The 25,224-nt window shown below is 43.9% G+C and carries 21 protein-coding genes and 1 pseudogene; 11 read left to right on the top strand and 11 right to left on the bottom strand.

All coding sequences use genetic code 11. The annotated features are described in order from the left end of the window. Nucleotides 1-11 precede the first annotated feature (11 nt). The 5 genes from CYQ88_RS05155 (at nucleotide 12) to CYQ88_RS05135 (ending at nucleotide 5,612) form a co-directional block, all read left to right on the top strand. The gene (locus CYQ88_RS05155; protein ID WP_101840282.1) at nucleotides 12-1,085 is read left to right on the top strand and encodes an iron-containing alcohol dehydrogenase family protein; all 1,074 of its coding nucleotides are present in this window, start codon (nucleotides 12-14) and stop codon (nucleotides 1,083-1,085) included. 9 nt (nucleotides 1,086-1,094) lie between these two features. Next, complete coding sequence (kdsB, locus tag CYQ88_RS05150) at nucleotides 1,095-1,841, top strand: 3-deoxy-manno-octulosonate cytidylyltransferase (RefSeq protein WP_101840281.1); 747 nt, start codon at nucleotides 1,095-1,097, stop codon at nucleotides 1,839-1,841. A gap of 16 nt (nucleotides 1,842-1,857) precedes the next feature. After that, a complete protein-coding gene (locus CYQ88_RS05145; protein ID WP_233188816.1) occupies nucleotides 1,858-3,117 on the top strand; it encodes a 3-deoxy-D-manno-octulosonic acid transferase in 1,260 nt (419 codons plus the stop codon). 86 nt (nucleotides 3,118-3,203) lie between these two features. Next, a complete protein-coding gene (gene rpoZ, locus CYQ88_RS05140) occupies nucleotides 3,204-3,428 on the top strand; it encodes a DNA-directed RNA polymerase subunit omega (RefSeq protein WP_101840280.1) in 225 nt (74 codons plus the stop codon). A gap of 24 nt (nucleotides 3,429-3,452) precedes the next feature. After that, a complete protein-coding gene (locus CYQ88_RS05135) occupies nucleotides 3,453-5,612 on the top strand; it encodes a bifunctional (p)ppGpp synthetase/guanosine-3',5'-bis(diphosphate) 3'-pyrophosphohydrolase (RefSeq protein WP_101840279.1) in 2,160 nt (719 codons plus the stop codon). A gap of 68 nt (nucleotides 5,613-5,680) precedes the next feature. On the opposite strand, the gene CYQ88_RS05130 is transcribed toward CYQ88_RS05135, so the two are convergent. From CYQ88_RS05130 to CYQ88_RS05125, 3 genes and pseudogenes are all read right to left on the bottom strand, one after another. Then, nucleotides 5,681-7,657: a methyl-accepting chemotaxis protein gene (locus tag CYQ88_RS05130; RefSeq protein ID WP_369827533.1), complete on the bottom strand. Its 1,977-nt coding sequence runs from the start codon at nucleotides 7,655-7,657 to the stop codon at nucleotides 5,681-5,683. Nucleotides 7,658-7,957: 300 nt separating this feature from the next. Then, nucleotides 7,958-8,293, bottom strand: a pseudogene (locus tag CYQ88_RS11715) (PAS domain-containing protein); the annotation flags it as partial. A gap of 20 nt (nucleotides 8,294-8,313) precedes the next feature. Then, complete coding sequence (locus tag CYQ88_RS05125; RefSeq protein WP_158236009.1) at nucleotides 8,314-9,558, bottom strand: EAL domain-containing protein; 1,245 nt, start codon at nucleotides 9,556-9,558, stop codon at nucleotides 8,314-8,316. A 675-nt stretch (nucleotides 9,559-10,233) separates the two neighbouring features. Here CYQ88_RS05125 and CYQ88_RS05120 point away from each other — a divergent pair. Next, entirely contained in the window at nucleotides 10,234-12,246 is a 2,013-nt protein-coding gene (locus tag CYQ88_RS05120) for a cache domain-containing protein (protein ID WP_101840276.1), read from the top strand. Between the two features lie 19 nt (nucleotides 12,247-12,265). Here CYQ88_RS05120 and CYQ88_RS05115 read toward each other — a convergent pair whose 3' ends face one another. Genes CYQ88_RS05115 through CYQ88_RS05100 form a run of 4 tightly spaced genes read right to left on the bottom strand, consistent with a single transcriptional unit; the run spans nucleotide 12,266 to nucleotide 15,725 of the window. Further along, entirely contained in the window at nucleotides 12,266-13,144 is an 879-nt protein-coding gene (locus tag CYQ88_RS05115; protein ID WP_101840275.1) for a metal ABC transporter permease, read from the bottom strand. Then, a complete protein-coding gene (locus tag CYQ88_RS05110; RefSeq protein ID WP_101840274.1) occupies nucleotides 13,134-14,066 on the bottom strand; it encodes a metal ABC transporter permease in 933 nt (310 codons plus the stop codon). The genes CYQ88_RS05115 and CYQ88_RS05110 overlap by 11 nt, the downstream gene beginning before the upstream one ends. Beyond that, nucleotides 14,059-14,820 (bottom strand): metal ABC transporter ATP-binding protein, encoded by a 762-nt coding sequence (locus CYQ88_RS05105; RefSeq protein ID WP_101840273.1) that lies wholly within the window; start codon nucleotides 14,818-14,820, stop codon nucleotides 14,059-14,061. Before CYQ88_RS05105 ends, CYQ88_RS05110 begins: the two co-directional genes overlap by 8 nt. Next, nucleotides 14,817-15,725, bottom strand: coding sequence for a metal ABC transporter solute-binding protein, Zn/Mn family (locus tag CYQ88_RS05100; protein WP_101840272.1), 909 nt, complete (start codon nucleotides 15,723-15,725; stop codon nucleotides 14,817-14,819). Before CYQ88_RS05100 ends, CYQ88_RS05105 begins: the two co-directional genes overlap by 4 nt. 165 nt (nucleotides 15,726-15,890) lie before the next feature. Here CYQ88_RS05100 and CYQ88_RS05095 point away from each other — a divergent pair, with 165 nt between their 5' ends. The 4 genes from CYQ88_RS05095 (at nucleotide 15,891) to CYQ88_RS05080 (ending at nucleotide 21,007) form a co-directional block, all read left to right on the top strand. After that, nucleotides 15,891-16,277: a RidA family protein gene (locus CYQ88_RS05095; RefSeq protein ID WP_101840271.1), complete on the top strand. Its 387-nt coding sequence runs from the start codon at nucleotides 15,891-15,893 to the stop codon at nucleotides 16,275-16,277. A gap of 196 nt (nucleotides 16,278-16,473) precedes the next feature. Next, nucleotides 16,474-18,315 carry an ammonium transporter gene (amt, locus tag CYQ88_RS05090; protein ID WP_101840270.1) on the top strand — a complete coding sequence of 614 codons (1,842 nt, stop codon included), beginning with the start codon at nucleotides 16,474-16,476 and terminating at the stop codon, nucleotides 18,313-18,315. A gap of 102 nt (nucleotides 18,316-18,417) precedes the next feature. Next, the gene (recG, locus tag CYQ88_RS05085; protein ID WP_101840269.1) at nucleotides 18,418-20,493 is read left to right on the top strand and encodes an ATP-dependent DNA helicase RecG; all 2,076 of its coding nucleotides are present in this window, start codon (nucleotides 18,418-18,420) and stop codon (nucleotides 20,491-20,493) included. Next, nucleotides 20,486-21,007, top strand: coding sequence for a chorismate lyase (locus CYQ88_RS05080; RefSeq protein WP_101840268.1), 522 nt, complete (start codon nucleotides 20,486-20,488; stop codon nucleotides 21,005-21,007). Before recG ends, CYQ88_RS05080 begins: the two co-directional genes overlap by 8 nt. On the opposite strand, the gene CYQ88_RS05075 is transcribed toward CYQ88_RS05080, so the two are convergent. Beyond that, entirely contained in the window at nucleotides 20,997-22,040 is a 1,044-nt protein-coding gene (locus tag CYQ88_RS05075; RefSeq protein WP_101840267.1) for a hypothetical protein, read from the bottom strand. The genes CYQ88_RS05080 and CYQ88_RS05075 overlap by 11 nt on opposite strands. Before the next feature lie 74 nt (nucleotides 22,041-22,114). Between CYQ88_RS05075 and CYQ88_RS05070 the strand changes: the two genes are divergently transcribed. Further along, nucleotides 22,115-22,621 carry a hypothetical protein gene (locus CYQ88_RS05070; RefSeq protein WP_101840266.1) on the top strand — a complete coding sequence of 169 codons (507 nt, stop codon included), beginning with the start codon at nucleotides 22,115-22,117 and terminating at the stop codon, nucleotides 22,619-22,621. A 23-nt stretch (nucleotides 22,622-22,644) separates the two neighbouring features. Here the strand turns inward: CYQ88_RS05070 and ubiA are convergent, their stop codons facing one another. From ubiA to glmU, 3 genes are read right to left on the bottom strand one after another with little or no spacing between them, the layout of a single operon-like run. Then, nucleotides 22,645-23,508 (bottom strand): 4-hydroxybenzoate octaprenyltransferase, encoded by an 864-nt coding sequence (ubiA, locus tag CYQ88_RS05065; RefSeq protein WP_101840265.1) that lies wholly within the window; start codon nucleotides 23,506-23,508, stop codon nucleotides 22,645-22,647. Nucleotides 23,509-23,511: 3 nt separating this feature from the next. Next, the gene (locus CYQ88_RS05060) at nucleotides 23,512-23,778 is read right to left on the bottom strand and encodes a hypothetical protein (protein ID WP_101840264.1); all 267 of its coding nucleotides are present in this window, start codon (nucleotides 23,776-23,778) and stop codon (nucleotides 23,512-23,514) included. A gap of 35 nt (nucleotides 23,779-23,813) precedes the next feature. After that, nucleotides 23,814-25,178 (bottom strand): bifunctional UDP-N-acetylglucosamine diphosphorylase/glucosamine-1-phosphate N-acetyltransferase GlmU, encoded by a 1,365-nt coding sequence (glmU, locus tag CYQ88_RS05055; RefSeq protein WP_101840263.1) that lies wholly within the window; start codon nucleotides 25,176-25,178, stop codon nucleotides 23,814-23,816. Nucleotides 25,179-25,224: the final 46 nt, after the last annotated feature.

Raw genomic sequence — 25,224 nt, 5'->3', positions numbered from 1 at the left:
AAGGAATTTGCATGAAACACCGTAACTTTAAAACTGTCCCAAGAATGATTTTTGGTCGAGGCGCCTTTGACCAGCTAGATGACGTTTTATTAGAACAACGTCAATCCGCTGATGACTTTGCTGTTTTCTTAGTTGATCGCATCCATCAGAATCGCCCTCTGGCTGACAGGCTACCCATGCATTCTCAAGATATGTTAATTTGGCTGGACGTCACCGATGAACCTAAAACCACTTATGTGGATGCGCTGACTGAACAAGTACAGGCTTTTGGAAAGGGCAAAAACCCGATTAGCGTCATCGGTCTTGGCGGCGGCTCTTCGCTTGATATTGCTAAAGCTGTCGCGCTATTATTAACCAATCCGGGCGGTGCGGCCAAATACCAAGGTTGGGATTTAATTCAAAATCCAGCCATTCATCACATCGGCATTCCAACCCTTTCTGGAACGGGCGCTGAAGCTTCTCGAACCACGGTTTTAACTGGGCCTGATAAAAAATTAGGCATGAATTCAGACTATACGGTTTTTGATCAAATCATCATGGATCCCGACCTGATTAAAGGTGTTCCGAAAGATCAATGGTTCTACACTGGAATGGATTGCTACATTCACAATGTCGAAGCGCTTAATGGCACATACATAAATGAGTTCGCACGTGCTTTTGGTGAAAAATCAGCCGAGCTCTGCCACCAAGTCTTTTTGGAAGACCATCCCGACTCAGATGAAAAACTCATGATGGCATCCTATATGGGCGGCCAATCGATTGCTTATAGCCAAGTAGGTGCCTGCCATGCGTTATCTTATGGGTTGTCGTACGTTATGGGTTATCATCACGGCATCGGGAACTGCATCGCCTTCAATGTATTGGATGACTTCTATCCTGAAGGCGTCAAAACCTTCCGTGAAATGTTGGAAAAACACTATATCACGCTACCCACTAATGTTTGCGCGGAGCTCACCGATGCACAAATGGATAAGATGATTCAAGTCGCTTCAGGCATGGCACCACTTTGGGATAACGTCTATGGACCAAACTGGAAAGAAAAAGTGACACCTGAGCTACTCAAATCCCTCTACTTAAAAATGTAAAGGATTCTTATGAAAACCTATGTCTTTATACCCGCACGCTACGGTTCTTCGCGCTTACCTGGTAAGCCGTTAAAATTAATCAACGGCTTACCAATGATTCAACACGTCTTTGACCGTGTCTCCCTAGCCAAAGGCATAGAAGCCGTTTATGTCGCGACTGATGATGCTCGCATACAAACCGTTGTCGAAGCATTCGGAGGCAAGGTGGTAATGACCCCACCTGAAGCTGAGTCGGGAACAGACCGAATTGCGCAAGCCGCACAGCAACTCGGCTTAGATGATGAGGATCTGATTATTAATGTACAAGGCGACCAACCGCTTATCCATCCCAATGCCATTGAAGCGGTCATAGCCCCTTTTATGGCACCTGACTATGATGGCAGCTTTGAAATGAGTACCCTGTCATTCAAGATTATCAATGAAGCTGAAATTACCAGCCCTAAGGATGTCAAACTGGTCACCGACATCAATGACTTTGCACTCTATTTCTCTCGTGCCACCATTCCGCATGGCAGAGACTATTGGGATCATGACTCTTTTAAGCACCTGGGCGTTTATGCCTATACCAACCGTTTTGTTAACCGTTTTAATAGCCTACCGATGGGTCGACTTGAAGACATTGAAAAACTGGAACAACTTCGAGCCTTAGAATTTGGTCATAAAATCAAGGTGGTTGAAAGCCAATGGGACTCTCCAGAAGTGGATGTACCTGGAGATATTGAAATCATGGAAGCTCTGCTCAACGCAGGCCACTAACCGATTCATTCATCACATGATTGTCTACGCGTTCCTGATTCGCTTGCTCAGCCCGATTCTACTGCTTTGGATATTAGTTGAAGCGGTTAAGCGTCATGGTGGACTTCGCTTTATCCAGCAACGCTTAGGGATTGCTTACCCAACCTTTTCAAACACCGCCATACCTCCCACTTGGATTCATTGTGCCTCCGTTGGAGAAGTCAATGCGATTGCGCCACTCGTAAAAGCCCTCTTGCCGAATCAGCCAATCATCATAACCACCCATACACCGACTGGCGCAAAACAGTGCGACCATCTTTTTGGAAGTGATGTGACCCACTGTTACCTGCCTTTGGATTGGACCTATGCAGTTAAGCAATTTTTGAAGCGCCTGTCTCCCAATTGTTTATGGGTGGTGGAAACCGAAATTTGGCCGAATCTTTACCGACTTAGCCACCAAGCAGGCTTACCGATTGTATTGATTAATGCACGTTTATCACGAAAAACCCTGAATAGTCCACAATGGCTTATCCAAACTTACCAACAAACACTTAGCCTTGTCGACAAAGTCATTTTACGGTCCCCCGAAGAAGCAGAGCATTTTCAACAGTTGGGCGTTCCAACAGAACGGATTCAGTTTATTGAAAACTTAAAGTATGCGATGCCTGTTGAACCGTCCCAGCTTGATAATCCTTTTGCCAATCGACTGGGTGACTCAGAATTTGTGGTAGCTGCCTCAACCCACGAAGATGAAGAAGCACAACTGGTTGCAATCTGGCAACGACTCAATCGACCCGAACCGCTGGTTTTTGTGCCTCGTCACCCACATCGTCGAGACGCAATTTTAAAACGTTTGGCTGGCCATCGTAGTGAAATTGCTGTCGATAGCTTAGGGGATCCCATTACGTCACAAACGCGTTATATTTTAATGGATAAAATGGGAGTACTCATGCCGCTCTACACCCATGCCAAACTGGTCATTATGGGCGGCGCCTTTGTCCCCAAAGGCGGTCACAACCTCATTGAACCTGCCTCGGTCAAAGCCTGTATCATTACGGGTCCAGACATGTCTGACTTTGAAACCGAAACCCAACAGCTATTAGCCCATAAGGCCATCAAGCAGCTGCACAATTGGCGTCAATTAGAACAGACATTGACCGAATTACTGGACAATCCAACCATTCGCCAACAAATGGGACAAGCGGCGTATGATGAAGTCACGAGTAAATCTTCAGTATTATCAGACTACCTTGACGCACTTCGCCCCTTTCAAACACGTAAAATACAGATTAAGTAAAATCATCAAAATCAAATTCTTATTGAAACTCACCCCCGATTATAGGTACAATACTCGTTTACAAAACGAATAGGATATATCGCCTCATGGCAAGAGTAACTGTAGAAGATTGCTTAGATCAAGTTGAGAACCGTTTTGAGTTGGTCATTTTAAGTGCTAAACGCGCTCGTCAACTAGCTAACGGCGCCACCCCCACGCTTGAGTGGGACAAAGACAAGCCTACTGTAATGGCTCTCCGCGAACTAGCTGATAACAGCATTGACAAAGATGTGGTAATGTCTGACCCAGATACGCCACCGTACTTCAGCTAAGACCGCGGAGAAGCTCTCTCTTATATGCCCACTCCCAGCTCGCTTGATGGTTTAATTGAGAAGACGAACGTCTATCTCAAAAAAAAGCAAATTAAACAAATCAAAGCGGCATTCGAGTTTGGTCGCCTTGCCCACCAAGGGCAAACTCGAAAAACGGGAGGCGACTATATTTGGCATCCCGTTGCGGTTGCTGAAATCCTTGCCGAAATTCAACTCGATTACGAAAGTCTGATTGCCGCCATTTTACATGATGTGGTTGAGGATACAGACTACACCAAGCAAGACATCGTAGAACGGTTTGGCGAAAATGTTGCCCAGATCGTCGATGGCGTGACCAAGCTCGGCAAACTCGAATTTGATAACCCTCAAGAAGCCCAAGCCGAAAACTTTCGTAAAATGGTATTGGCCATGTCTCGGGATATCCGAGTCATCCTTATTAAGCTAGCAGACCGTCTCCATAATATGCGCACCCTCGGCGTCATGCGCCCTGATAAACAGCGCCGCATCGCACGTGAAACGCTAGAAATATATGCTCCGATTGCTGCCCGCCTTGGCATTAATGCCATTCGTATTGAGCTGGAAGACTTGGGGATGAAGGCTATGTACCCCTATCGCTATGCAGTTCTTGAGCATGCTGTCAAAAAAGCGAGAGGCAATCGAGCTGAAGTCATTGAGCAAATCAATGAAGCCATCAATCACCGATTAAAAAGTGAATCTATCCCCGCACAAGTCATTGGTCGCGAAAAACATCTGTATAGCCTCTACAAGAAAATGAAATACAAAAAACTCAGCTTCGACGAGATTTTGGATATTTTCGCTTTTCGGGTTGTGGTCAATACCGCGGATGAATGTTATCGCGCCCTTGGTTCAGTTCACTCACTTTATAAACCTTTCCCTGGACGCTTCAAAGACTATATTGCCATCCCCAAAAGTAATGGCTATCAGTCCCTCCACACCGTGCTCTTTGGTCCTTTTGGAGCCTATATTGAAATCCAAATCCGTACCAATGAAATGCATGAAGTGTCTGAGCATGGCATCGCTGCGCACTGGGTTTATAAGCAAGATCCTAACGACGAAGGTAAGCAGTCAGAACGCCAGCTGAATGCCGTTGAAATCCGAGCACAGGAATGGGTCAAGAACTTGCTCGAAATTCAACAAGGTGCGGGTAACTCACTCGACTTTTTAGAAAATGTCAAAATCGATCTCTTCCCTAATGTAATCTATGTTTTTTCACCCAAGGGCGACATTATTACCTTACCCGCCGGTTCCACTGCCGTGGATTTTGCCTACGCAGTTCATACCAATGTTGGGCATGGCACCGTCGGATGCCGAGTCGATAAAAAACTCATCCCATTGCGTACTCGTTTAGAAACTGGGCAAACGGTTGAAATTATTCGCAGTAAAGAACTTCAGCCAAATCCTTCTTGGCTACAATTTGTCACGACAGCCAAAGCTCGCTCACAAATCCGTGCATTTTTGAAAAACCAGCAATCCGAGTCGGCACAAGCTCTTGGACAAAGACTCTTAACTAAGGCATTAAGAAGTTTCAATATGTCATACGAGGCGTTAACAGAGTCGGTACGACACCAAATTACCGAAGCACTTAAACTCAGTGACTGGGAACATCTATTAGAAGAAATTGGCTTAGGAAAGCGCCTCGCCAACTTGGTTTCGAAGCAGATTCATGACTTGGTACTGGGAAAAGAAGACACCACCACCCTTCAAAATGCCGTTGAAAATAATGCTGAACCACTGGTTATTTCGGGAACCGAAGGAATGGCCATCAACTATGCTGGCTGTTGCCATCCAATCCCCGGTGACGATATTATTGGATTTATCAGTGCTGAAAAAGGACTGGTCATTCATCGTCAAGAATGCAGAAACGTGAAACAGTTTAAAAACCATCCTGAAAAATGGCTGGATGTCAGCTGGGAAGAAAACATTACCCAAACCTTTGATGTGGAGCTTCAACTTGAAGTCCGCAATACCCGTGGGGCGCTCGCAACTATAGCCAGCAATATTGCTGAAATGAAAACCGACATTGATCGAGTCCGCTCAGAAGACAAAGACGAAACTTATAGTTTAATGAATATCGTTATTCATGTTCACACTCGCAAACACCTTGCAGATGTGATGCGAAAACTCAAACGCTTACCCATCGTCGAAAAAATTCAGCGTCTCTAATTACCCAAAAACACCCAGGCCTGGCAATTTAAACGTTAAAACCAGATACCTCTTGAAAAATAGAGGCCTCAATTAGAGACCAAAAATGCTTGTGAGCCTACCTGACTTGCCCGAAAATTCACTGAGTTAAAATTCAACAGAGCTTCATCTAACTGGTTAGCCGTCTCTACGAATTGATCCATTAATTGATCTTTTTCTCGTATCGCCTTAACATTCACCCCGCCAGAGACTTCTTCCTCCAGCAAAGCCAAAACCTGATTAGCAATTTGGTGCTGCTTTACGTGCATCTCTTGCACTGCAACAAACTCCGATTGAGATCCAATATTGGGTTGATTTCTTTGAATTTTCGCCAATGCTTCGCCCATGCTGGTTTTTTCTGGGCATCGTATGAGATCTAAATCAATTTCTACCTGAACCCCATTCAAGTATGACTGAACATTCGTTCGCCAAATCCGCATAGCCTGGCGAACATCTGCAATTTGCACACCATAAAGTTCTGGCGTGGTTTGAATCAATCGACCTGCAGCTTTTTGATCAATCATAAACGTCCCAGTTTGCTCGCCCAATAGAATCGCTTGTTGGTTTAAAGACTCTGCTGCTGCCGAGGTTTCTTCAACCAATGCGGCGTTACTTTGAATATTACTATCCAAAGTACTCACGGCCTGAGCGACTTCGGAAACTGAGTGTTGTTGTTCCTGTATCGACAACACGACTTTATCAAGTGCGGTTCCCATATCAATGACTTTTTCATTCACCACATCAAAGGCCTGATTGGTTGCCAAAACTTGATTGACCCCTTCTTGAACTTTGGCCGAAGATTCGTCAATAAGTCCTTTTATGTCCTGTGCTGCCGTTGCGGATTTTTGCGCAAGGCTACGAACCTCTCCGGCCACCACAGCAAAACCACGCCCATGATCACCCGCTCTAGCGGCTTCCACTGCCGCATTTAATGCCAATAGATTCGTTTGAAACGCAATACCATCAATCAAACTCACAATAGTTGAAATTTTCTCCGAGGTCTGTTGAATGTCTTCTATCGAGGCGACTGTGGCTTCCAGTGCATTTTTGGCTGTCTTGTTCTCGGTCATCGCAGCATTTGCCATCTCATTGACTGACTGTAATTCAACCGCATTTTCTTTCTGCAACCCATGAACCATTTGCATTGAGGCATTAATCTGCTCCAAGGTCGCGGCAGCTTGTTGGGTCCTATCAGATAAATCTAATGCTGCTGCAGAAGATTCACTTGCGGCCTTCTCTACCGCTTCTCCCGCTTGCTTGATATATAAAACAATGGCACTCAAATTATCGAGCGAAACATTGGTTGCGCCTTTCATCGCTGCCAAGGATCCTTGGAGATCTTTTTCGACTCGACTTCTTAAATCACCGGTTGCTAAATTGGTCATCACCACTACCATGCTTTCAATAATGGCGTTCAATTCCTTAAGCAAATCATTAACGTGATTGGATGTTTCTAAATAAAACCCACTCAACCCAGAGGTATCGATTGAAATGGCTACATGCCCTAACGAAGCCATTTGCAAGGTATCTTGAAGGTTATTCTCAATCTTGCGTTGCTGCGTTAAATCGCGCCACTCAATGACCGTTCCAATCAATTCATTGTTATCATTCATCACCGGATTCACTTTGATATGAATGATCAAACCTCCCACATGAATTTCATCAGAGCTGGGACGATCTAGTTGATAAAATATGGATTGATCAAACATCGATTCAATGGATTGGCCAACCAAGTCCTCTTGATCCTTAATGGATACTTTTGATTGGAAAACGGCTAAATGCGTTTCAACAAACCGTTGCATTTCATTGTTAATATATAAAATCTTGCCCGAATTGTTCACCATCATGACGTTGGTGGAAGCGCTGTCCAGTGCAGACTTTAGCCGCGTACTTCTCTCTAACTGGTAATTAGAAGCTTCAACCATCGCGCCCAACTGAACCTGCATCATTTTGACCGATGAAATCATTTTACTTAATGAATGACCGCCATAAAAATCCACCTGACCAGTAAAATCCCCTTCTCGCATTTTGTCCATGACCACTTTAGCTTTGCCCAAACGGGTAAAAACATATTGACGCCCTGCAAGTGAATAGAGCACAAATGTAATCGCAATAATCGACATCCATAGACCGGATATATGAATTAAGCCCAATAAAGTTAAACTGGTCAAGCCTCCCATCACGCCCATCATAATCACCATTAAATTTATTGGATGGATACGGTTGAACAAGCACAAACTCTTAAACCCATCGATTTCATAGCCATTGACTAACCGAGAGCGACCTCGAGCGATTTCTTTATATAAATTCTGTGCTGCTTGCTTCTTGGAGTCTGTAATGGCTCGTCGAACCGATAAATAGCCGATAATTTTACCTTGCTCCATCAAAGGTGTCATATTGGCCTCAACCCAATAAAATCGACCATCTTTGCAGCGGTTCTTTACAACTTGCACCCAAGGTTTACCAGATTGCAACGTCGCCCACATGTCTTTAAAAACTGCTTTAGGCACATCTGGATCACGCACGATATTATGCGGCTGACCTAACAATTCTGCTTTGCTATAACCACTGGCCTCGATAAAGGCTTCATTCACTTCCATAATGGCACCATTCAAATCAGTCTTTGAAATAATGGTTCCTAACTGACTAATATCTTTTTCCATCGTCGGTAACACCCCTTAAACTAGACTGAAGTTGAACCCGTATCAGTTGATCTATCATAATAATGCACGTCAAAACAAGCTACGTACCAACTACCTGCTAGCTCGACGACCTTAGAGATAGTCAAGCATAATTGCATATCTATCAATGAACGATATGGTTCAGAAACAAATACGGCTTCTGGCTGAGCAATAGCGCTCATAAAATAATTCCGATTGCGCCAACACAATCCTTTCCCCTTTCTGAGCACATCAATACAGTCTGACATTGTTTTCTGATAAGAATCTTCACTAACCTGATAGCCTTGATCGTCCAAAATATAAAACCGTTTCACGAATGAGTGTTCGGCCGCCCGCGCCATCTTCAACTCCAGTTCTGTGAATAACACTACGTCTGCTAACGTCTCAAACAGCGAATGATAGGTTGCCTTATGTCGATTGCTCATCTGTTTTTGTTCATCGAGATAGGCAGGATAACTCGCCGTAACATCTTCTAGGCAAGCCTGACCTGCTTTTACTTGATCCAAAAAAGGTTGTGGCCTCGCAAAATAGTAACCTTGAACCAGATCAACCCCGACGTCCATCGCTAGCAATGCTTGCTCTTTTGTCTCAACCCCTTCAAGCAAACTGACACTGCCCGCTTGCTTAATTAACCGCGTTAGATTTCGTAAAATACTTTCACTCCGAGCACTTCGAGTAGCCTCCAGCAAAACGCCTCGATCCAACTTGACAATATCCGGCTGAACTTTCCAAATTCGGTCAATATTGGAATGACCTGCACCAAAGTCATCCAGCGCAATTAAACAGCCTTGCTGCCTTAAACGCTCAATCACCTGTAAAAACAGTGCTTCATCGACAATTTCATTCTCAACCACTTCCACGACTACCTCATGACCGAGCAACTCTTGATCGGCAATCAATTTACCGACGCATAAATCTTCAAGGTTTGAGATTTCCTGGATATCTAAATTTAGAAACAACCATGTATTTGGTAACTTCAATGCCTGCCAATTATGCAAATGCATCTGATTGAGTTTTTGGTTAAAGACTGCAGACGACTCCCCCTCTGGAACACTCAAGCATTCTGGGACTGGGACTTGGAATCCCGTTTTCAGTGATCGACCACGGACTAAAGCTTCAACGCCAACACAAGCCTGATTTGAAAAGCTGTAAACCGGCTGAAATACCGAAAATAAAGCTTTGTCTTCTACTGTTAACTTCATCGTTGAATTCAAACTGTTTTCCCGAGTTTTATACTTAACTAACATAAAATGCCTAAATGAGCTGTGTACATAGAATTCGTGTCTTAATAGACAACTATTTGTCGTGTTTATCCTAAAAATACGTGCATTTCTGCATAAAAATATTTTCAGCCAGCTCATATAGCACTTTTAATGCCATATATAATAAACCCCTTTATCAGGAGTTTTTATCGGAAATCTATAAGAAATCGTTTCTTAAACTATTAAAATAGCACCAAAATATGTCAATAAAGCACCACATTTACTACAATTTTAAACAACTGACGAAATTCTCTTTTTAAACAATCCCCAGCACAGCTAAAATTGTAATCATTTGCTACCAATTCCTAACATTCTTATCTGCGATCAAACTCTTTATGGATCAAAAATATAGTAAGTTTTCATAGAACCCCACCTTTCACCTTGTTTCAAATTGTAACTCTTGCGCAGCCAAACAACTCAGCAGCATCAAGACTCGCTTACTAACCTTTGTACGAACTAAATTGGTGCGAAAAAGAAACAAGGACAGACATTTTTTTGAAAAAAAACCGCCTGTTAAACGCCACTATTTTAGCGTTAACCGGTTGTTTTGTAAGCAGTATAGAAGACTGGCAAAGTACCTGCTATTAGAAAACTCTAATAAAACAAATAATGCACTCGATTGAACCTATTACAACCTCAAACATATTAAAAGATAGGTCTATGAATACTGGTACGACACAAAACTTGAAAACCTACATGGAATACTTACCCGAGGTCAAAAAATACCTTAATGAACTGGATCACCAGGACTTATGGTGGACCACCGTTGCAATGGTCGGTAAGATTAATAATGAGAATATGGATCCACAATTGTTAGAATCGATTGTTGAAACCCAAAAGGCCTTTCAAAATCTTCGCAGCGACATGCTCCATGCATTGGTGAGTCGCTATCTAAACCAAGCTAACAGCGAAATCATTTTAAAGTCGCAAGCCACCATCGATATCATTATCCGAAACCTATTTGAAAGAACCGCTGATGTAGGGTTTTTAGCGACAGATGATGACATTATTGACTATCTTAAAATGCCAAAGCCATCCAGTGATGATCATGACTTTATTGAAAATCGCATTCAAGAATATGTGGCAAAATACAGCGTTTATGAGGATATTTTGTTATTGCGCCCAGATGGCGAGGTGGCAGTTAAACTGAACCCAAACAACCCTGTCACTCGTAGCCATGACCCCCTGATTACCGAAGCCATTCAAACGGATGCGCCTTATGTTGAAGTCTATCGTCACTCAGACTTATTTCCAAATCATGAAAACAGCTTAATCTATGCCAAACGCATTGTCGCTTCCCAATCAGATTCAGCAACCGTATTGGGCGTGCTTTGCCTAAGATTTTCTTTTACTCAAGAAATGGCGGGGATTTTTAATATTTTAGAGCCTGATGAAAACGGTCATCAGATCACCCTTGTTGACGAGCACGGCACCTTGCTTGCCAGCAACAACCACACAGGCCATCCAATTGGAAAAAAGCAAGCGGCACCATCCATTACTGAAACACCAAGAACCACACAACAAGGTCTAACCTATACCACTCGAACACATGGTTACCAAGGATTCTACGGTCTGAAATGGTTTTGCCGATCTTATGCAAGTCATGAAGTGGCATTTAATAAAACCCAGACCGATGACACCCTAGACGTTGATATTGACCCATCATCCCCTATCTACATGAATGAACTGGAAGAAACCAACCTAAAAGTCAGCACCTTACTGTTGATCGTCATTCTCAACGGCAAAATCACCTCTTTAAAGCGTAATGTGCAATCGTTCTTACCGGTTCTCGACAGCTTTCAAGATATCAGCCATGACATTCAAGCCTTATTTGAACGATTCATTCATCACATTCACTCAGTGTTGGTCGAAACCGTTCAAAGCAAGGTGAAATTCAGCGCCATGCTGGCGATTGAAATCATGGATCGAAACTTGTATGAGCGCGCTAACGATTGCCGCTGGTGGGCACTCAACAGTACTTTTCGAAAACACTTAAGCCAACATAAAGACGGACAATTGATTGGAGAATCCGAAACGGAAACCCTAACCGAGATTTTGCAATACATTAACCAGCTCTATACGGTTTACACCAATATTATTTTGTATGATCATCAGGGCAAAGTGGTTGCCGTTTCTGATCCGACTCAAACACACTTGATTGATACAGTGCTTCCACGACCACAAGACACCGCCCAATGTCTTGCGATCGATAATACTCAACACTATACCGTGTCTGACTTTCATGCAACCTCGCTCTATGACAACCACTCAACTTATATTTATCATGCTGCCGTTAGAGACTGGCGTAACGATCAAAAGACCGTTGGCGGTATTGCACTCGTATTTGACAGTACCCCTGAATTCAAAGCGATGCTAGAAGACACCTTGCCCAAATACATTAACAAAACACTGGACGAATCAACCTTCAGCGTTTTCACCACCCCAGAAGGAGAAGTGATTGCGTCCACCATCGACTCTTTTCAAATCGGCAGCGTAATTGATTTACCAAAATCGACCCAATCCAGTAAAAATGGCGACACAGGCAGTTTTCATACCAAGCTGAATGGCGATAATTATTTAGTGGGTTATAAAATGAGTGAAGGTTATCGAGAATACAAGAATGGCGATGGCTATCGAAACGATGTACTAGCACTGGTCTTTACCCAAGTATAATCACCAGGCCTGGTCAATTTTAATGCGCTTCGCTGGCAAGCGAAGCCTTTTGGCTCTGCTTTTGAATCAACTGTTGAAAAAGAATCGTCGCCAACAACAAGACTCCAGCCATCACAGCAATCGAAGCAGCAATGGCGCTATCCAGCCATACCGCAAGCCCATAACCTAACAAAACTGACAGTTGTGCATAACCCAATGCCCATACCAACATAGTTTTTAGAGAAGTTGCCACCAGATAAGCGCTACTGGCTGGAATTACGAGCAGCGCAACCACCAATATTGCACCTACGGCATCAAATGAAGCCACGGTTGTCAGAGAAACCTGTGCCATTAGCAACGTATGCCACATAGGAACACTGACCCCCAGCGCAACCGCTAAAACCGGATGAAACGCCATCAATCGATAACGCTCAAAAACCACTGCAATAACGGATACATTCACAAGGAAAACAACTAAAGCCAACCAGAAAGCTCTTGGACCCATAGATTCCCCACCCCAAATCACCGTATCAAAAGGAACAAACGCAATTTCACCATAAAGCACGCACTCCTGATCCAAATCGATTTGCCCCGCATACACTGAAATCAGCACCACTCCCAATGCAAAAAAGCTGGTAAAGATCATACCAATACTGACATCACTTTTTAACAAAGGGTGCTTCTGCAACCACTCGGCTAACCAAGCCGTTAACAACCCCATAATGACAGCGCCCACCATCATCGCAATTTCAGACCGACCGTCCATCATAAGATAGGACAATACGATGCCCAGCAACACCGAATGACTAATCGCATCCCCCAGTAAACTTTGTCGCCTCAGAACCAAAAAAACGCCGACCAACGCACAACTGCTCGCCACTAAGCATGCTGTCGCCAGAATCCAAATATCACTCATCATCTGTTAGATCCTTGTCATTGGCGCGAATTCGATTGAAAAACCAACCCTGATAAGGCGCAAACAAAAATGACAACAAAAAGAGTCCGGCCAACACTAAAACCATCCAAGGGCCTGTCGGTGCTGACGGAGCTAGATAGGAAATATTCGCACTCACCATCCCACTGAGCCCGCCAATGATGGCGGCAACCCACAAAATAACCGCTAGATTGGGATGCCAAAACCTGGCGGCTGAAACGGGAACTAACAATACGGCCGCCATTAAAACCACACCGACAATCTGTAACCCAATCACAACCACCAAGACCAACAAACAGGCAAAAACGGCTTGATATAAACTGACCGAAAGGCCAAGACTACGGGCATAGTTTTCATTAAAGGTAATAAGCCGAAATTTTTGGAACAATAACCCCACCACCAATAGTACTGCTAGCGCCACAGAGGAAAGCACAATCAGGTCCTCAGGTAACATCGCGGCGGCTTGACCAAATAAAATTTTATCCAAGCCCGACTTGCCAGCAACATTTAAACCTTGAATATAAGATAATGCCATCAAGCCTAATGCAAAAAATAAAGATAGCGTAATCGCCAAGGCCGCATCCGGTTTTATTTTTGTATTCTTGGGCAACCAACTCATCAACATAAACCCCATCAAACTACTGACCATGGCACCAATCAACATGATTATAGGCGACTGCGTGTGAAAGAGCATAAACGCCACCATCACACCAGGCAAAGCGGAATGCGCCAAAGCATCGCCAATTAAAGCTTGCCTTTTCAAAACCGCAAAGCTACCAACGACCGAGGCACTGACACCCAATAAAACGGATCCGACAAGCACCCAAAGCGCATTGGCATCCTCAAACTGCCAAAAGGAGAGTGTCAGCGCCCAATAATCAGCAGACATCACTTGCCAATCAGCCATGCTTAACCTCTTTAGCACTGGTTGACGGCATCATTGAAAAACCACCCCCAAACGCTTGTTGAATTTTTTCGGGTGTCATAACGGCGTTAACAGGGCCGGAGGCAATGACCCCTCGATTCACTAACACAACCCAATCAAAATAATCGGCTACCGTATTCAAATCATGATGGACACAAACGATTGTTTTATTTGCCTGTTTTAAGCGACCAAACAGGTCAATTATGGCCTTTTCTGTTTTCATATCCACCCCAGCAAAGGGTTCATCCATCAAATATAGTTCGGCTTGTTGAACCAAGGCTCTCGCCAGAAATACCCGTTGCTGCTGACCCCCTGACAATTGACTGATTTGACGATCTTTATAATCGAGCATCCCCAGTTGGTTCAAGGCTTCTTCTGCTAAAGTCCTATCTGAAGCAGATGGCCGCTGCCAGAATCTTAAATGTCCTTGTCGCCCCATTAAAACCACATCCATGACCTGGATGGGAAAGTCCCAATCCGATTCATCTCGCTGAGGAACATAAGCAACCGACAAACGATTCTTTTCTAAGGGATGACCAAACATCGAAACTTGACCACTCACGAGAGGAGCTAACCCCATCACCCCTTTTAACAGAGTGGATTTGCCAGCACCATTCGGCCCAATAATCGCAACCGTATGACCTTGAGGGATTTCAAAAGAGACCGATTTTAAAACCGGTTGTGCCTGGTGATAACGCATCGTTAGATTCTGAACTTTTAATGGCGGTGCGATCATTCAGCTTCTCCCCGTTTTAAAGCAGACACAATAGTCGTTACATTATGTTTTACCATGCCAATATAGGTACCTGCAGGCGTTCCCTTAAGCCCCATTGCATCAGAATAGAGTTCCCCTCCAATGGTGAGCTCATGACCCGAATCAGCAACCCCTGCAACTAAAGCCCGTAGAAATTTTTTCGGTACGCTTGATTCCACAAACACCGCAGGAATTTTCCGTTCAACAATCAACTGCTTAAGTTGCTGAATATCATGCAACCCAAACTCACTCACAGTACTAATTCCCTGCAAACCATGGACTTCCATCCCATAAGCGCGGCCAAAATAGCCAAAGGCATCATGCGCGGTAATCAAAACTCGTTTCGACTTCGGAAGCCCTTCAATTTGCATCTGAACCCACTGATGCAACGATGACAGCTGCTGTTGATAACGCTGGGCGTTTGCCCGGTAAGCGCCTTGGTTAGCCGCATCCATTTCAACCAATTTCGACAATACCTGTGTCGCGGCCTGCTGCCATAAACTGACGTCAAACCAAATATGTGGATCACTTACAGAACCATAATGAATCAAACTCGCTTTAGAAAGCTTTTCACTTACCGCGAACACGGGCTTAAATCGCGCCATCTTGGTTAAAATGGATTGCATTTTCCCCTCCAAGTGCAATCCATTATAAAAAATTAAATCCGCTTGCTGTAGGCGACGCATGTCACCATGCGTTGCTTTATACAAATGGGGATCCACACCCGTTTCCATTAGGGTACTGAGTTTGACTTTATCCTGACCAATTTCATGCACTAAATCGCCAATCATGCCCGTCGTCGCAACAACGTTTATTGGCGACGCGCTGGACACCCAACTAACAAATAGTAGCAATAAACCACTCAAAAACTGAATTGCGTTTTGCATTATCACTCTCAAATAATTAAGATCAGACTTATTAAATTATTAGCCACGGCTAATAATTTAATAAGTTTAGCATAATTTAAATTTGCCGCAAAATGCCTTTACGCGCTATGCTAAAATTTTTTTAAAGAAACCGAAATTCGACTTATTTATACAAGGAACTCCTTCATGCGTGAAATTATTGCAACTGATAAAGCCCCACAAGCCATTGGCCCCTATTCACAAGCCATTAAAGTAGGCAATACGGTTTATTTATCTGGTCAAATCGCTCTTATCCCTGAAACCATGGAATTACGAGCCGGAGACATTTCCGAGCGCATCCATCAAGTTTTTCAGAATCTCACTGCCGTCTGCGAGTCCGCTGGGGGTTCACTACAAGAAATCGTGAAACTCAATATTTTCTTAACCGATCTCAGCCACTTTGCCACGGTTAACGAAATTATGGCTGAATATTTTCAGCAACCTTATCCTGCTAGAGCCGCAATTGGCGTCAAGGAACTCCCGAAAGGCACAGATGTGGAAATGGATGGCATCTTGGTCATTTCTTCTTACTAAAAATGCTTAGCGCTCGCAAAAATGACCAGGCCTGGTCATTTTTGCGCAATACATGCATAACTATGTCCCTAAACAAGACTTGGAGTTTTGATAGCTCTAATAAATACCCACTAATACCCTAGATATAAATAAAAACTAATAAAAGGTATGTTTCTTGCTTAAAAGCTTATGATTTCATCATTAAAGTGATTTGACCATGAGTGAGCAAAGCGTCGATATTTTATGGGTGCTTTTCAGTGCGGTGCTGGTTGCATTGATGCAGCCTGGCTTTACAGCACTTGAAGCGGGAGCAACTCGTGCAAAAAATTCCATTTCCACCGCAATCAAAAACCTCAGTGACTTCCTGATTGCGTTCTTAGTTTTTGTTTTTTTTGGTGCAAGTATGATGTTGGGCAACAGCCTCAACGGTTGGTTCAGTTGGCAGCCATTGTTCTTTTACCATGACTCACTAACCGATCTCACCCTTGTGCTGTTTCACGCCATGTTTGCCTCGACCGCCGTCACCATTATTTCCGGAGCCATTGCGGAAAGAACCAAGTATGTCGCATATATCTTAATCGCCTTAATCGTGTCATTATTCATTTACCCAATACAAGCCCACTGGATTTGGCATGAAGCCGGCTGGCTTGCGCAACTAGGATTTATTGATTTTGCTGGCTCAACCGTGGTTCACTCAGTTGGTGGTTGGGCAGCTTTAGCAGCCATTTTGATTATTGGTCCGCGTATCGGGCGTTTTGATGAAACGGCCGACTCCCACCGTTTTGAACAAGCCAATTTGGCCCATAGCGCCTTGGGCGTTTTCCTGATTTGGCTTGGATGGATCGGTTTTAATGGCGGCAGTGTGTTAGCACTAAATGTACTCACCGGCCAGGTCATTCTAAACACCATGATTGCCGGTGCCGTGGGTGGCATTTCTGGCCTGATTATCAGTCGCATTCTCACTGGCTATTATCAAGTCGGTTCCATCATGTATGGTATCTTATCCGGCCTGGTTGCCATTACCGCCTCCGCACACCTAGCGTCCCCTTTCGCCGCCATTCTTATCGGCTTTGTCGGATATTTGGCCTATTTATGGGGACAAGTGGTACTGGCTAAATTAAAGATTGATGATGCAATAGAAGCGGTTCCCGTACATCTATTTGCGGGCATTGCCGGCACCTTAGCGATTCCTTTTCTTCAAACAGATCACCCCTTGGTTGAGCAATTACAAATTCAACTACTGGGAATTGTCAGTGTTGGCATGCTAAGTTTCTGTGTGACTTTTGCCGCTCTTTGGCTCATTAATCGCATTATGCCGTTGCGTGTTTCGGAAACCGATGAAATTTTAGGGCTCAATATCAGCGAACATCAAGCCTCGACCTCCATGTTTGATTTAGCGCATGCGATGAATATTCAAGCGACTAATCAAGACTTTTCCAAACGCATTATGATCGAACCCTATTCCGATGCCTCAGTGATTGCCGCCTACTACAACAATGTTACTCAAGCCTTTAATCAGATCAGTTCCGAAAAAGAAGAATTGATTGCCGAAACCATTCATGTGGCCAACTATGACCTGCTCACTGGCTTAGCAAAACGTCGACTACTGGTCACTGAATTGGATAAATCGCTGTTACGACTCAAACGCCAGCCACAAACCAATGCACTATTCTTTATCGACTTAGATGGTTTTAAAAATGTGAATGACGTTCATGGTCATGATGCGGGCGACTATCTACTCAAGGAAGCTGCCAAACGTATTCAAGCGTCCATCCGTAAAGTGGATTTGGCAGCCCGATTTGGCGGAGATGAATTCGTTATTTTACTGGAAGGCATTCAAAATGACAGCTATGCTGCGACCGTTGCCGACAAAATCATTGCAGCCATGCAATTGGACATTGAACTCCCTTGTGGAGAAGTGGTGACTATTAGTGCCTCAGTCGGGTTAACATTATTTGATGACCAGTGCCATTGCTCTGTGGATGACCTACTCAAACGCGCTGACCAAGCCATGTATACCGCTAAAAAACGCGGCAAAAGCCAATGGGTTATCTATTAGAGCGGTGACTCGAGCCGACACTCGCTTTTTTACGCTAAAAGTGACCAGACCTAGTCATTATTGTTAAAATATGCCCTTGCTTTTAGCTTGGAACCGATCACGATGTTGGCACAACAAAAATTAACGTCTTTAAAAGGTGTTGGCGATAAATTGGCTGAAAAGCTACACCGTTTAGGATTAACGGTGGTACAAGATTTGTTGTTTCACTTGCCAATTCGCTATCAGGACAAAACCAAGCTCACCCCTTTGGGCCAGATATTTATTGGCCAAGAAGCACTCATAGAAGGTGAAATCATCAGCCAACAGATGACCCAAAGCCGCAACAGTAGTTTACTGGTAAAGCTTATTGACTCTTCCGGCCAAACCCTCACCTGCCGCTTCTTTCACTTTCATTATCGTCAAGCACAGCAATTTAAAAGAGGACAGGGCTTAAGAGCCTTTGGTGAAGTACGTTCTGGCCCTACCGGATTGGAAATGGTACACCCCCACTATCAACTATTCTCACTCAGCTCTCCGCCACCCTTAGAAACCACCTTAAACCCCGTCTATCCTGTGACCGAAGGCTTAGGTCAAGCGACGCTGCTCAAGCTAATACAACAAGCACTACAGTTATTAAAACAATACCCTTTAGCCGAAATCTTGCCTGAAACTTTATGTGACAGTCTCCAATTACCACCGATTAATGAAGCTCTACGTCAGCTTCATCAACCACAACCGGAGGATGACCTTCTGAGCATCAAGCAATTCCAACACCCGGCACAACGCCGCCTCATCTTTGAAGAATTGCTCAGTAGCCAACTCAGTTTGCAATGGATTCGACAAGTTGAGAAACGGCGTCAGGCTCCTGTTTTTCCAGCCAGTCAAATGGTCAATCATCTATTAGCGTTACTCCCCTTTGCATTGACCTCTGCTCAACAACGGGTGCTAGGCGAATTGCAGGCCGACCTGCAACAACCGCATCCCATGCAACGATTAGTGCAAGGGGATGTCGGTTCAGGCAAAACCGTCATCGCCGCTTTGGCTGCGATTCAAGCGGCAGATACCGGCTATCAAGTGGCCATAATGGCGCCCACTGAAATTCTTGCCGAACAACACCGCAATCATTTTTCGGAATGGTTACAACCGCTTTCAATTGAAATGGCTTGGTTAAATGGTCGCATGAAAGCCGCCGAAAAGCGCTATATGCTCGAACAAATTTCACAAGGCCATGCAAAAGTCATTATCGGCACTCACGCGCTCTTCCAAGAGGCGGTCATCTTTCACAAACTGGGGTTGGTGATTATCGATGAGCAACACCGCTTTGGTGTGCACCAACGCTTAGCCCTCCATGATAAAGGCACCCAAAACGACCAAGCACATCCACACCAATTAATTATGACGGCAACGCCTATTCCACGGACTTTAGCCATGACCGCTTATGGCGATTTGGATTTATCGATTATCGATGAACTACCACCTGGCCGTCAGCCGATTGATACCGCCGTGTTAAGCAATGAAAAGCGTCATGATGTGATGGCGCATCTGGTCGCACAATGTGAGCAGGGAGTGCAAGCTTATTGGGTATGCCCCTTAATTGAAGAGTCTGAATTACTGCATGCCCAAGCCGCCGAAGTCACCGCACAGCAATTTAGAGATTACTGGCCAAAATTAAGAGTGGGCTTGATTCATGGCCGACTAAAGGGAGATGAAAAATCCTTACTAATGGATGCGTTCAAAAACCATCAGCTAGATTTGCTAGTGGCCACAACAGTGATTGAAGTGGGCGTCAATGTCCCAAATGCCAGTTTAATGATTATTGAAAACGCTGAACGACTAGGGCTGGCACAACTGCACCAATTGAGAGGACGTGTCGGCCGAGGCAGCAAAAAAAGTCATTGCGTGTTACTCTATCAAGCCCCTTTAAGTGAAACGAGTAAAGCTCGATTGCATATTATGCGTGAATCCAATGATGGTTTTAGAATCGCCGAAGAAGATTTGAAAATTCGCGGGCCAGGTGAAATTTTAGGCACGCGCCAAACGGGTGGCCTCCAATTTCGCATTGCCGACTTAAAGCGCGACCAACACCTTATCCCTGAAGCAAAACACTGGGCACAAACTTTAGTTAAAACTGCACCCGAAATCAGCGATCAGCTTCATCAGCGATGGGTGGGAACCAAGATGGATTATAAACATGCTTAAACACTGGCTTCCTTTGCGCTTACTTGAACGGTTGGGTTTACCCACTGAACTTAAGCCGTGGTTATTAGACAATGGATCTCTTACTGAAAACCTACGCCAAACGTTTGGCGCGATTGAAGTGGAAGTGCTCGCCGAGGGATTAGCAACGCCCATGGCGTCAGAAGCACGTTTATTAGAATTAGCGTCAGGAGAAAAAGTGTGGGTACGCTGTGTCTGCCTCCATGTAAAGGGGCTGCCTATGATCTATGCGCGAACCGTGATTCCAGATTGGCAACCCAACAACCCTTGGTACCAAATCAAACATCTCGGCAATCGACCCTTAGGTGAGGTGCTCTTTCAGATCCCAAACTTAGAAAGAACCCCTTTTGAATTGTGTCAACATCCCGCAGATTATTGGCCACACTTAACGACTGATTGGCCGCAAGGGCCAACATTTGCACGCCGTTCCATCTTCAAGCAGCAACAAGCCCCTCTTTTGCTGACAGAAGCTTTTCTACCAAGGTTCAAGGTTTAACTTTATAAAACTGTGCTTCTAGCATAAGCAGAATACTAAAGTCTGCCTGTTTAAAATCATTCGATTCCGAAAAATCGACTCTGGGTTCCAATTCAACAAATAACCATCTTTTATAAACCCGTTCTCGCCAATTAACGCCGGCATGATATGCAGACAAATGAAACCCTTTTTCTTTTGTGGTCCAACTCCAACCTAAGTGATAAGCCAAACCACGATGAACATTGACTTGATCAAACAAAATAAAATTATGGTCAATATCGTAAGCCTGTTCCTTATCTAACCAAGTCCCGATGGTTTCAGATCGAAATAAATGCTGTTTTCCTAAGTTTGCATCAAATGTTTGAGTAGACCTTAATCCCACACCTTGTACGCTTTCCCAAAATAAATCATGACTCATACGTGATGTCCAAACCGGACTTAACAACCATTTTTTATTCCCTTTAATTCGGGCATAAGGGTCTGGTTGGATAATATTCCGAAAATTAACGCCAAACCCAACAAACGAAGAAATGACATCCTTGGTATCAATTAAAAAACGTAATCCAACTGCATTACTGTTGTTTTTATCATTGACGGCCGTGGCCTTTCTTTGAACTGGTTGGGTATTGTCATTACCGGTTAAACTTTCCGTGAGAGATTGTTCAGCAGAAGTCACAATGATTTGCCATTTTTTATTGGTTCTTGGCAGATCTATTTTAGCGCGTAAATTGATTGACTGGTCAATCTGACCATCCTGGTGGAATTGAAACGGAAAACTGATGTCTAAGCGATTACCTTTACTTTGCTCAAAGGCCACTTCTGTGCCAAAAAAATTATCGGTTGCCTGACCTAAATCTTCAACTTCACTCCCCACCCACTTTTGCCAGTCATCCAACCTATTTAAAGTTTCATTCAACATCGGAATATCGGTATGTTCTAAAAAATAGGTTTTCTGATCCGAGGATTCGGCTGGCAGTTCATTGGAAGCTGGTGGGGGATTAGGGGGTTGCGAGGTTTCTGCAACGCATAAAACGGGCAGACAACTTAAGATCATAACGTTTAACCAAGCAGGACAAGGTATAATGCTTGATGCTCTAATATTCAAATAAGTTGCTCCCAAATAAGACTATGTCCGATCACATTAAACAGATACAAGCCCGTTACGAACCGCTCGAAGATCGGATCTTGTTTAAGCTGCACACCAAAAATCAACAAAGCCTGCAAGCTTGGATAACACGCCGTTATCTGCAATTATTATTGCCAACCTTACAGGGAAAACACCCTCAGACAGGCCAAGCTATTTTGTCTCAGAAATCATTAGCCATGTATCAAGCTGCAGCGGAAAAGGGTCAACTCGAAGCCAATTACAATGCGCCCTACCAGGAACCTGAGCAAGCTTCAGAGCCTTTAGGTAAGACCCCCATTTTACTAACTAAACTCACGTTGAAAGGACTTGAAACCCCGTCTCCTCAACTCATACTGGAACCAGAGACCGGACCTGGCATTCAATTTAGCTATGACGCTGAATTTATGGGCACCTTACTCAAAGTCTTTATACAAGCCTATGATACAGCCAATTGGCAGTTGAGCTTAGATCCACTGTTATCAACCCCTGAAAGCATAACCTTACAATAGCTTAAGCCTTTATCGCAAATCATCTAACCCGCTAAAGACTGGTCTCCGATAATGGCTACCAAAACCACCAATCCTACCCAGTGATTATTTAAAAATGCTTTAAAGGCTTGTGCAGGGTCGTTTTTTGATAGTAAGTATTGATGATAACCAAATAACCCGCAGACTGCAATTAAGGCTAAATGATAAACAGTCCCCAATTCAAATAACTGTCCTATCCAAACCAGTCCGGACAGCATAATTAGCTGAAAAAAGCCAATCACCCATTGAACCTGGTTTCCAAATAATATGGCCGTTGATTTGATACCAATTTTCAAGTCATCTTCCTTATCCGCAATGGCATAGGCGGTATCATAAATCAGTGCCCACACCAACGTCACCGAAAATACCACCCATGCTTGCCATGGGACTTGGTTTTGCACAGCGCTAAACCCCATCGGTATTGCCCAAGCGAAGGCCGCTCCTAAAAAGGCTTGCGGCCAATATGTATAGCGTTTCATAAAGGGATATAAGGTCGCCAATAATACGGCTCCCAATGACATCCATATTGTCAGACTATTCAATAACAAAACCAAACCAAAACCGAGCAAAACTAGGATTGTGAAAAAGAGCAATGCTTGCTTGTCAGACAATTGACCTGTGGCTAGCGGTCTTGCACAGGTACGTGAAACATGTCCATCCAAATGACGATCTGCATAATCATTAATGACACAGCCTGCGGAACGCATAATAATCGCCCCTAAAATAAAAATAATCACTGTATCAATGGGAGGGTTTCCATCAGCTGCTAACCACAGTGCCCATAATGCCGGCCAAAGCACCAAATAGATACCGATAGGTCGGTTTAAACGGGTCAATTGAAAATAGGCTTTGATCGTTTGTTTCGTCATAGGCTATTGACAGTTTTCAATTAAGGGTTCCAACAAGGGCTTGGCAGCAGGATTCAATTCACAATAGGATTCCAACTTGCCCTGATTGTCTGAATAATGCAACCATGCTTCCGCTAATTGTTTATCATGCATTAACTGATAATGAATGACATAAGCCCAACCGACAAACTGACTTTGACCGCCATCTTTACTGATGACCTGCCACCCCTGCTTTTCCATCAATGCTTGTAAAGGGTCTGCTTGTAATGGCTTTAACGTAATATAGAGCAAATCTTCTCTCCTAGCGTCTAAACAACCAGGCCTGGTTATTTTTTCTGCGGTCTTTGCCAAGTTGCAATACTTAGCTGCTTACTGCGCGATAAAGTCAAAGTGTTAGCTGGAGCCGTTTTAGTAATGGTTGAGCCGGCTCCAATCGTTGCGCCTTTCTCGATCGTAACGGGCGCCACTAATTGTGTATCTGAACCCACAAATACATCATCACCAATAAGGGTTTGATGTTTATTTGTACCATCGTAATTACAGGTAATAGTGCCAGCGCCAATATTCACATTTGATCCCATCTTGGTATCCCCAATATAAGATAAGTGATTCACCTTTGATCCCGTCGCAATTTGCGCGTTTTTGGTTTCGACAAAATTTCCAATTTTAACGGATTGAGCCAAAGTAGTTCCAGGTCTGAGCCTTGCATAAGGACCGATATCGCAACTTTCATCCAATTGCGCACCATCAATATGACTGAAGGGATGAATCACCGTGTTGGCAGCAATATGGGCATTTCGAATGACACAATTTGCACCAATTGTAACATTGTCTCCTAAAGAAACCTTCCCCTCAAAAATGACATTCACGTCAATAGACACATCCATCCCCACATCAACGTGCCCACGGATATCGAGTCGACTAGAGTCAACAAGTGTTACCCCTTTTGACATTAAATCATCTGCTAGTAAGGCTTGATAATCACGCTCTAACCCTTGAAGTTGACGCTTATCATTAACACCAAGTACTTCAATTTCCGAATCCGGTTGTGAAGTTGCAACCTGACAACCTGAATCGACACATAGTGAAACAATATCTGTTAAATAGTATTCACCTTGTGCATTATCATTGGATAGTTGTGACAACCACTGCCTAAGCGATCCACCTTTTGCTGCCAACATACCCGTATTAATTTCCTTGATCTGTTTCTGAGCTTCACTTGCGTCCTTCTGTTCGACAATAGAAGTCACTGCACCAGCCGCATTCCTGACAATTCGGCCATAACCACTGGAATCAGCTAATTCAATTGTAAGAAGTGCCAGTGGATGTTGTTCATCAACTTTTGAAATCAAGTTCTCAAGTGTCGATTTCCGGGTTAATGGAACATCACCGTATAAAATCAAGACCGTATCGTTATCATCGAAATGAGATTCAGCAACTTGGACTGCATGACCTGTTCCGAGTTGCTCTTCCTGCTCTATGTAGATTAAACCCTCAGAACCCATCACAGATTTAACCTGCTCTGCTCCGTGACCAACGATAGTGATAATGGCTTGATCAGTCAAATTTTCAGCGGTTTCTACCACATGGGCAAGTAATGGTTTCTGTGCTAAAGGCTGCAATACTTTCGGATGATGTGAACGCATACGAGTGCCCTTGCCTGCAGCAAGAACAAGAATTTTTAAGGACATTCAGTGGCTCCAAATATAATAAAAACACAAGGTAAATCATCTAAAT

Source organism: Hydrogenovibrio sp. SC-1 (assembly GCF_002848135.1).
Taxonomy (GTDB): domain Bacteria; phylum Pseudomonadota; class Gammaproteobacteria; order Thiomicrospirales; family Thiomicrospiraceae; genus Hydrogenovibrio.
This window is presented reverse-complemented; position numbering and strand designations above follow the sequence as displayed.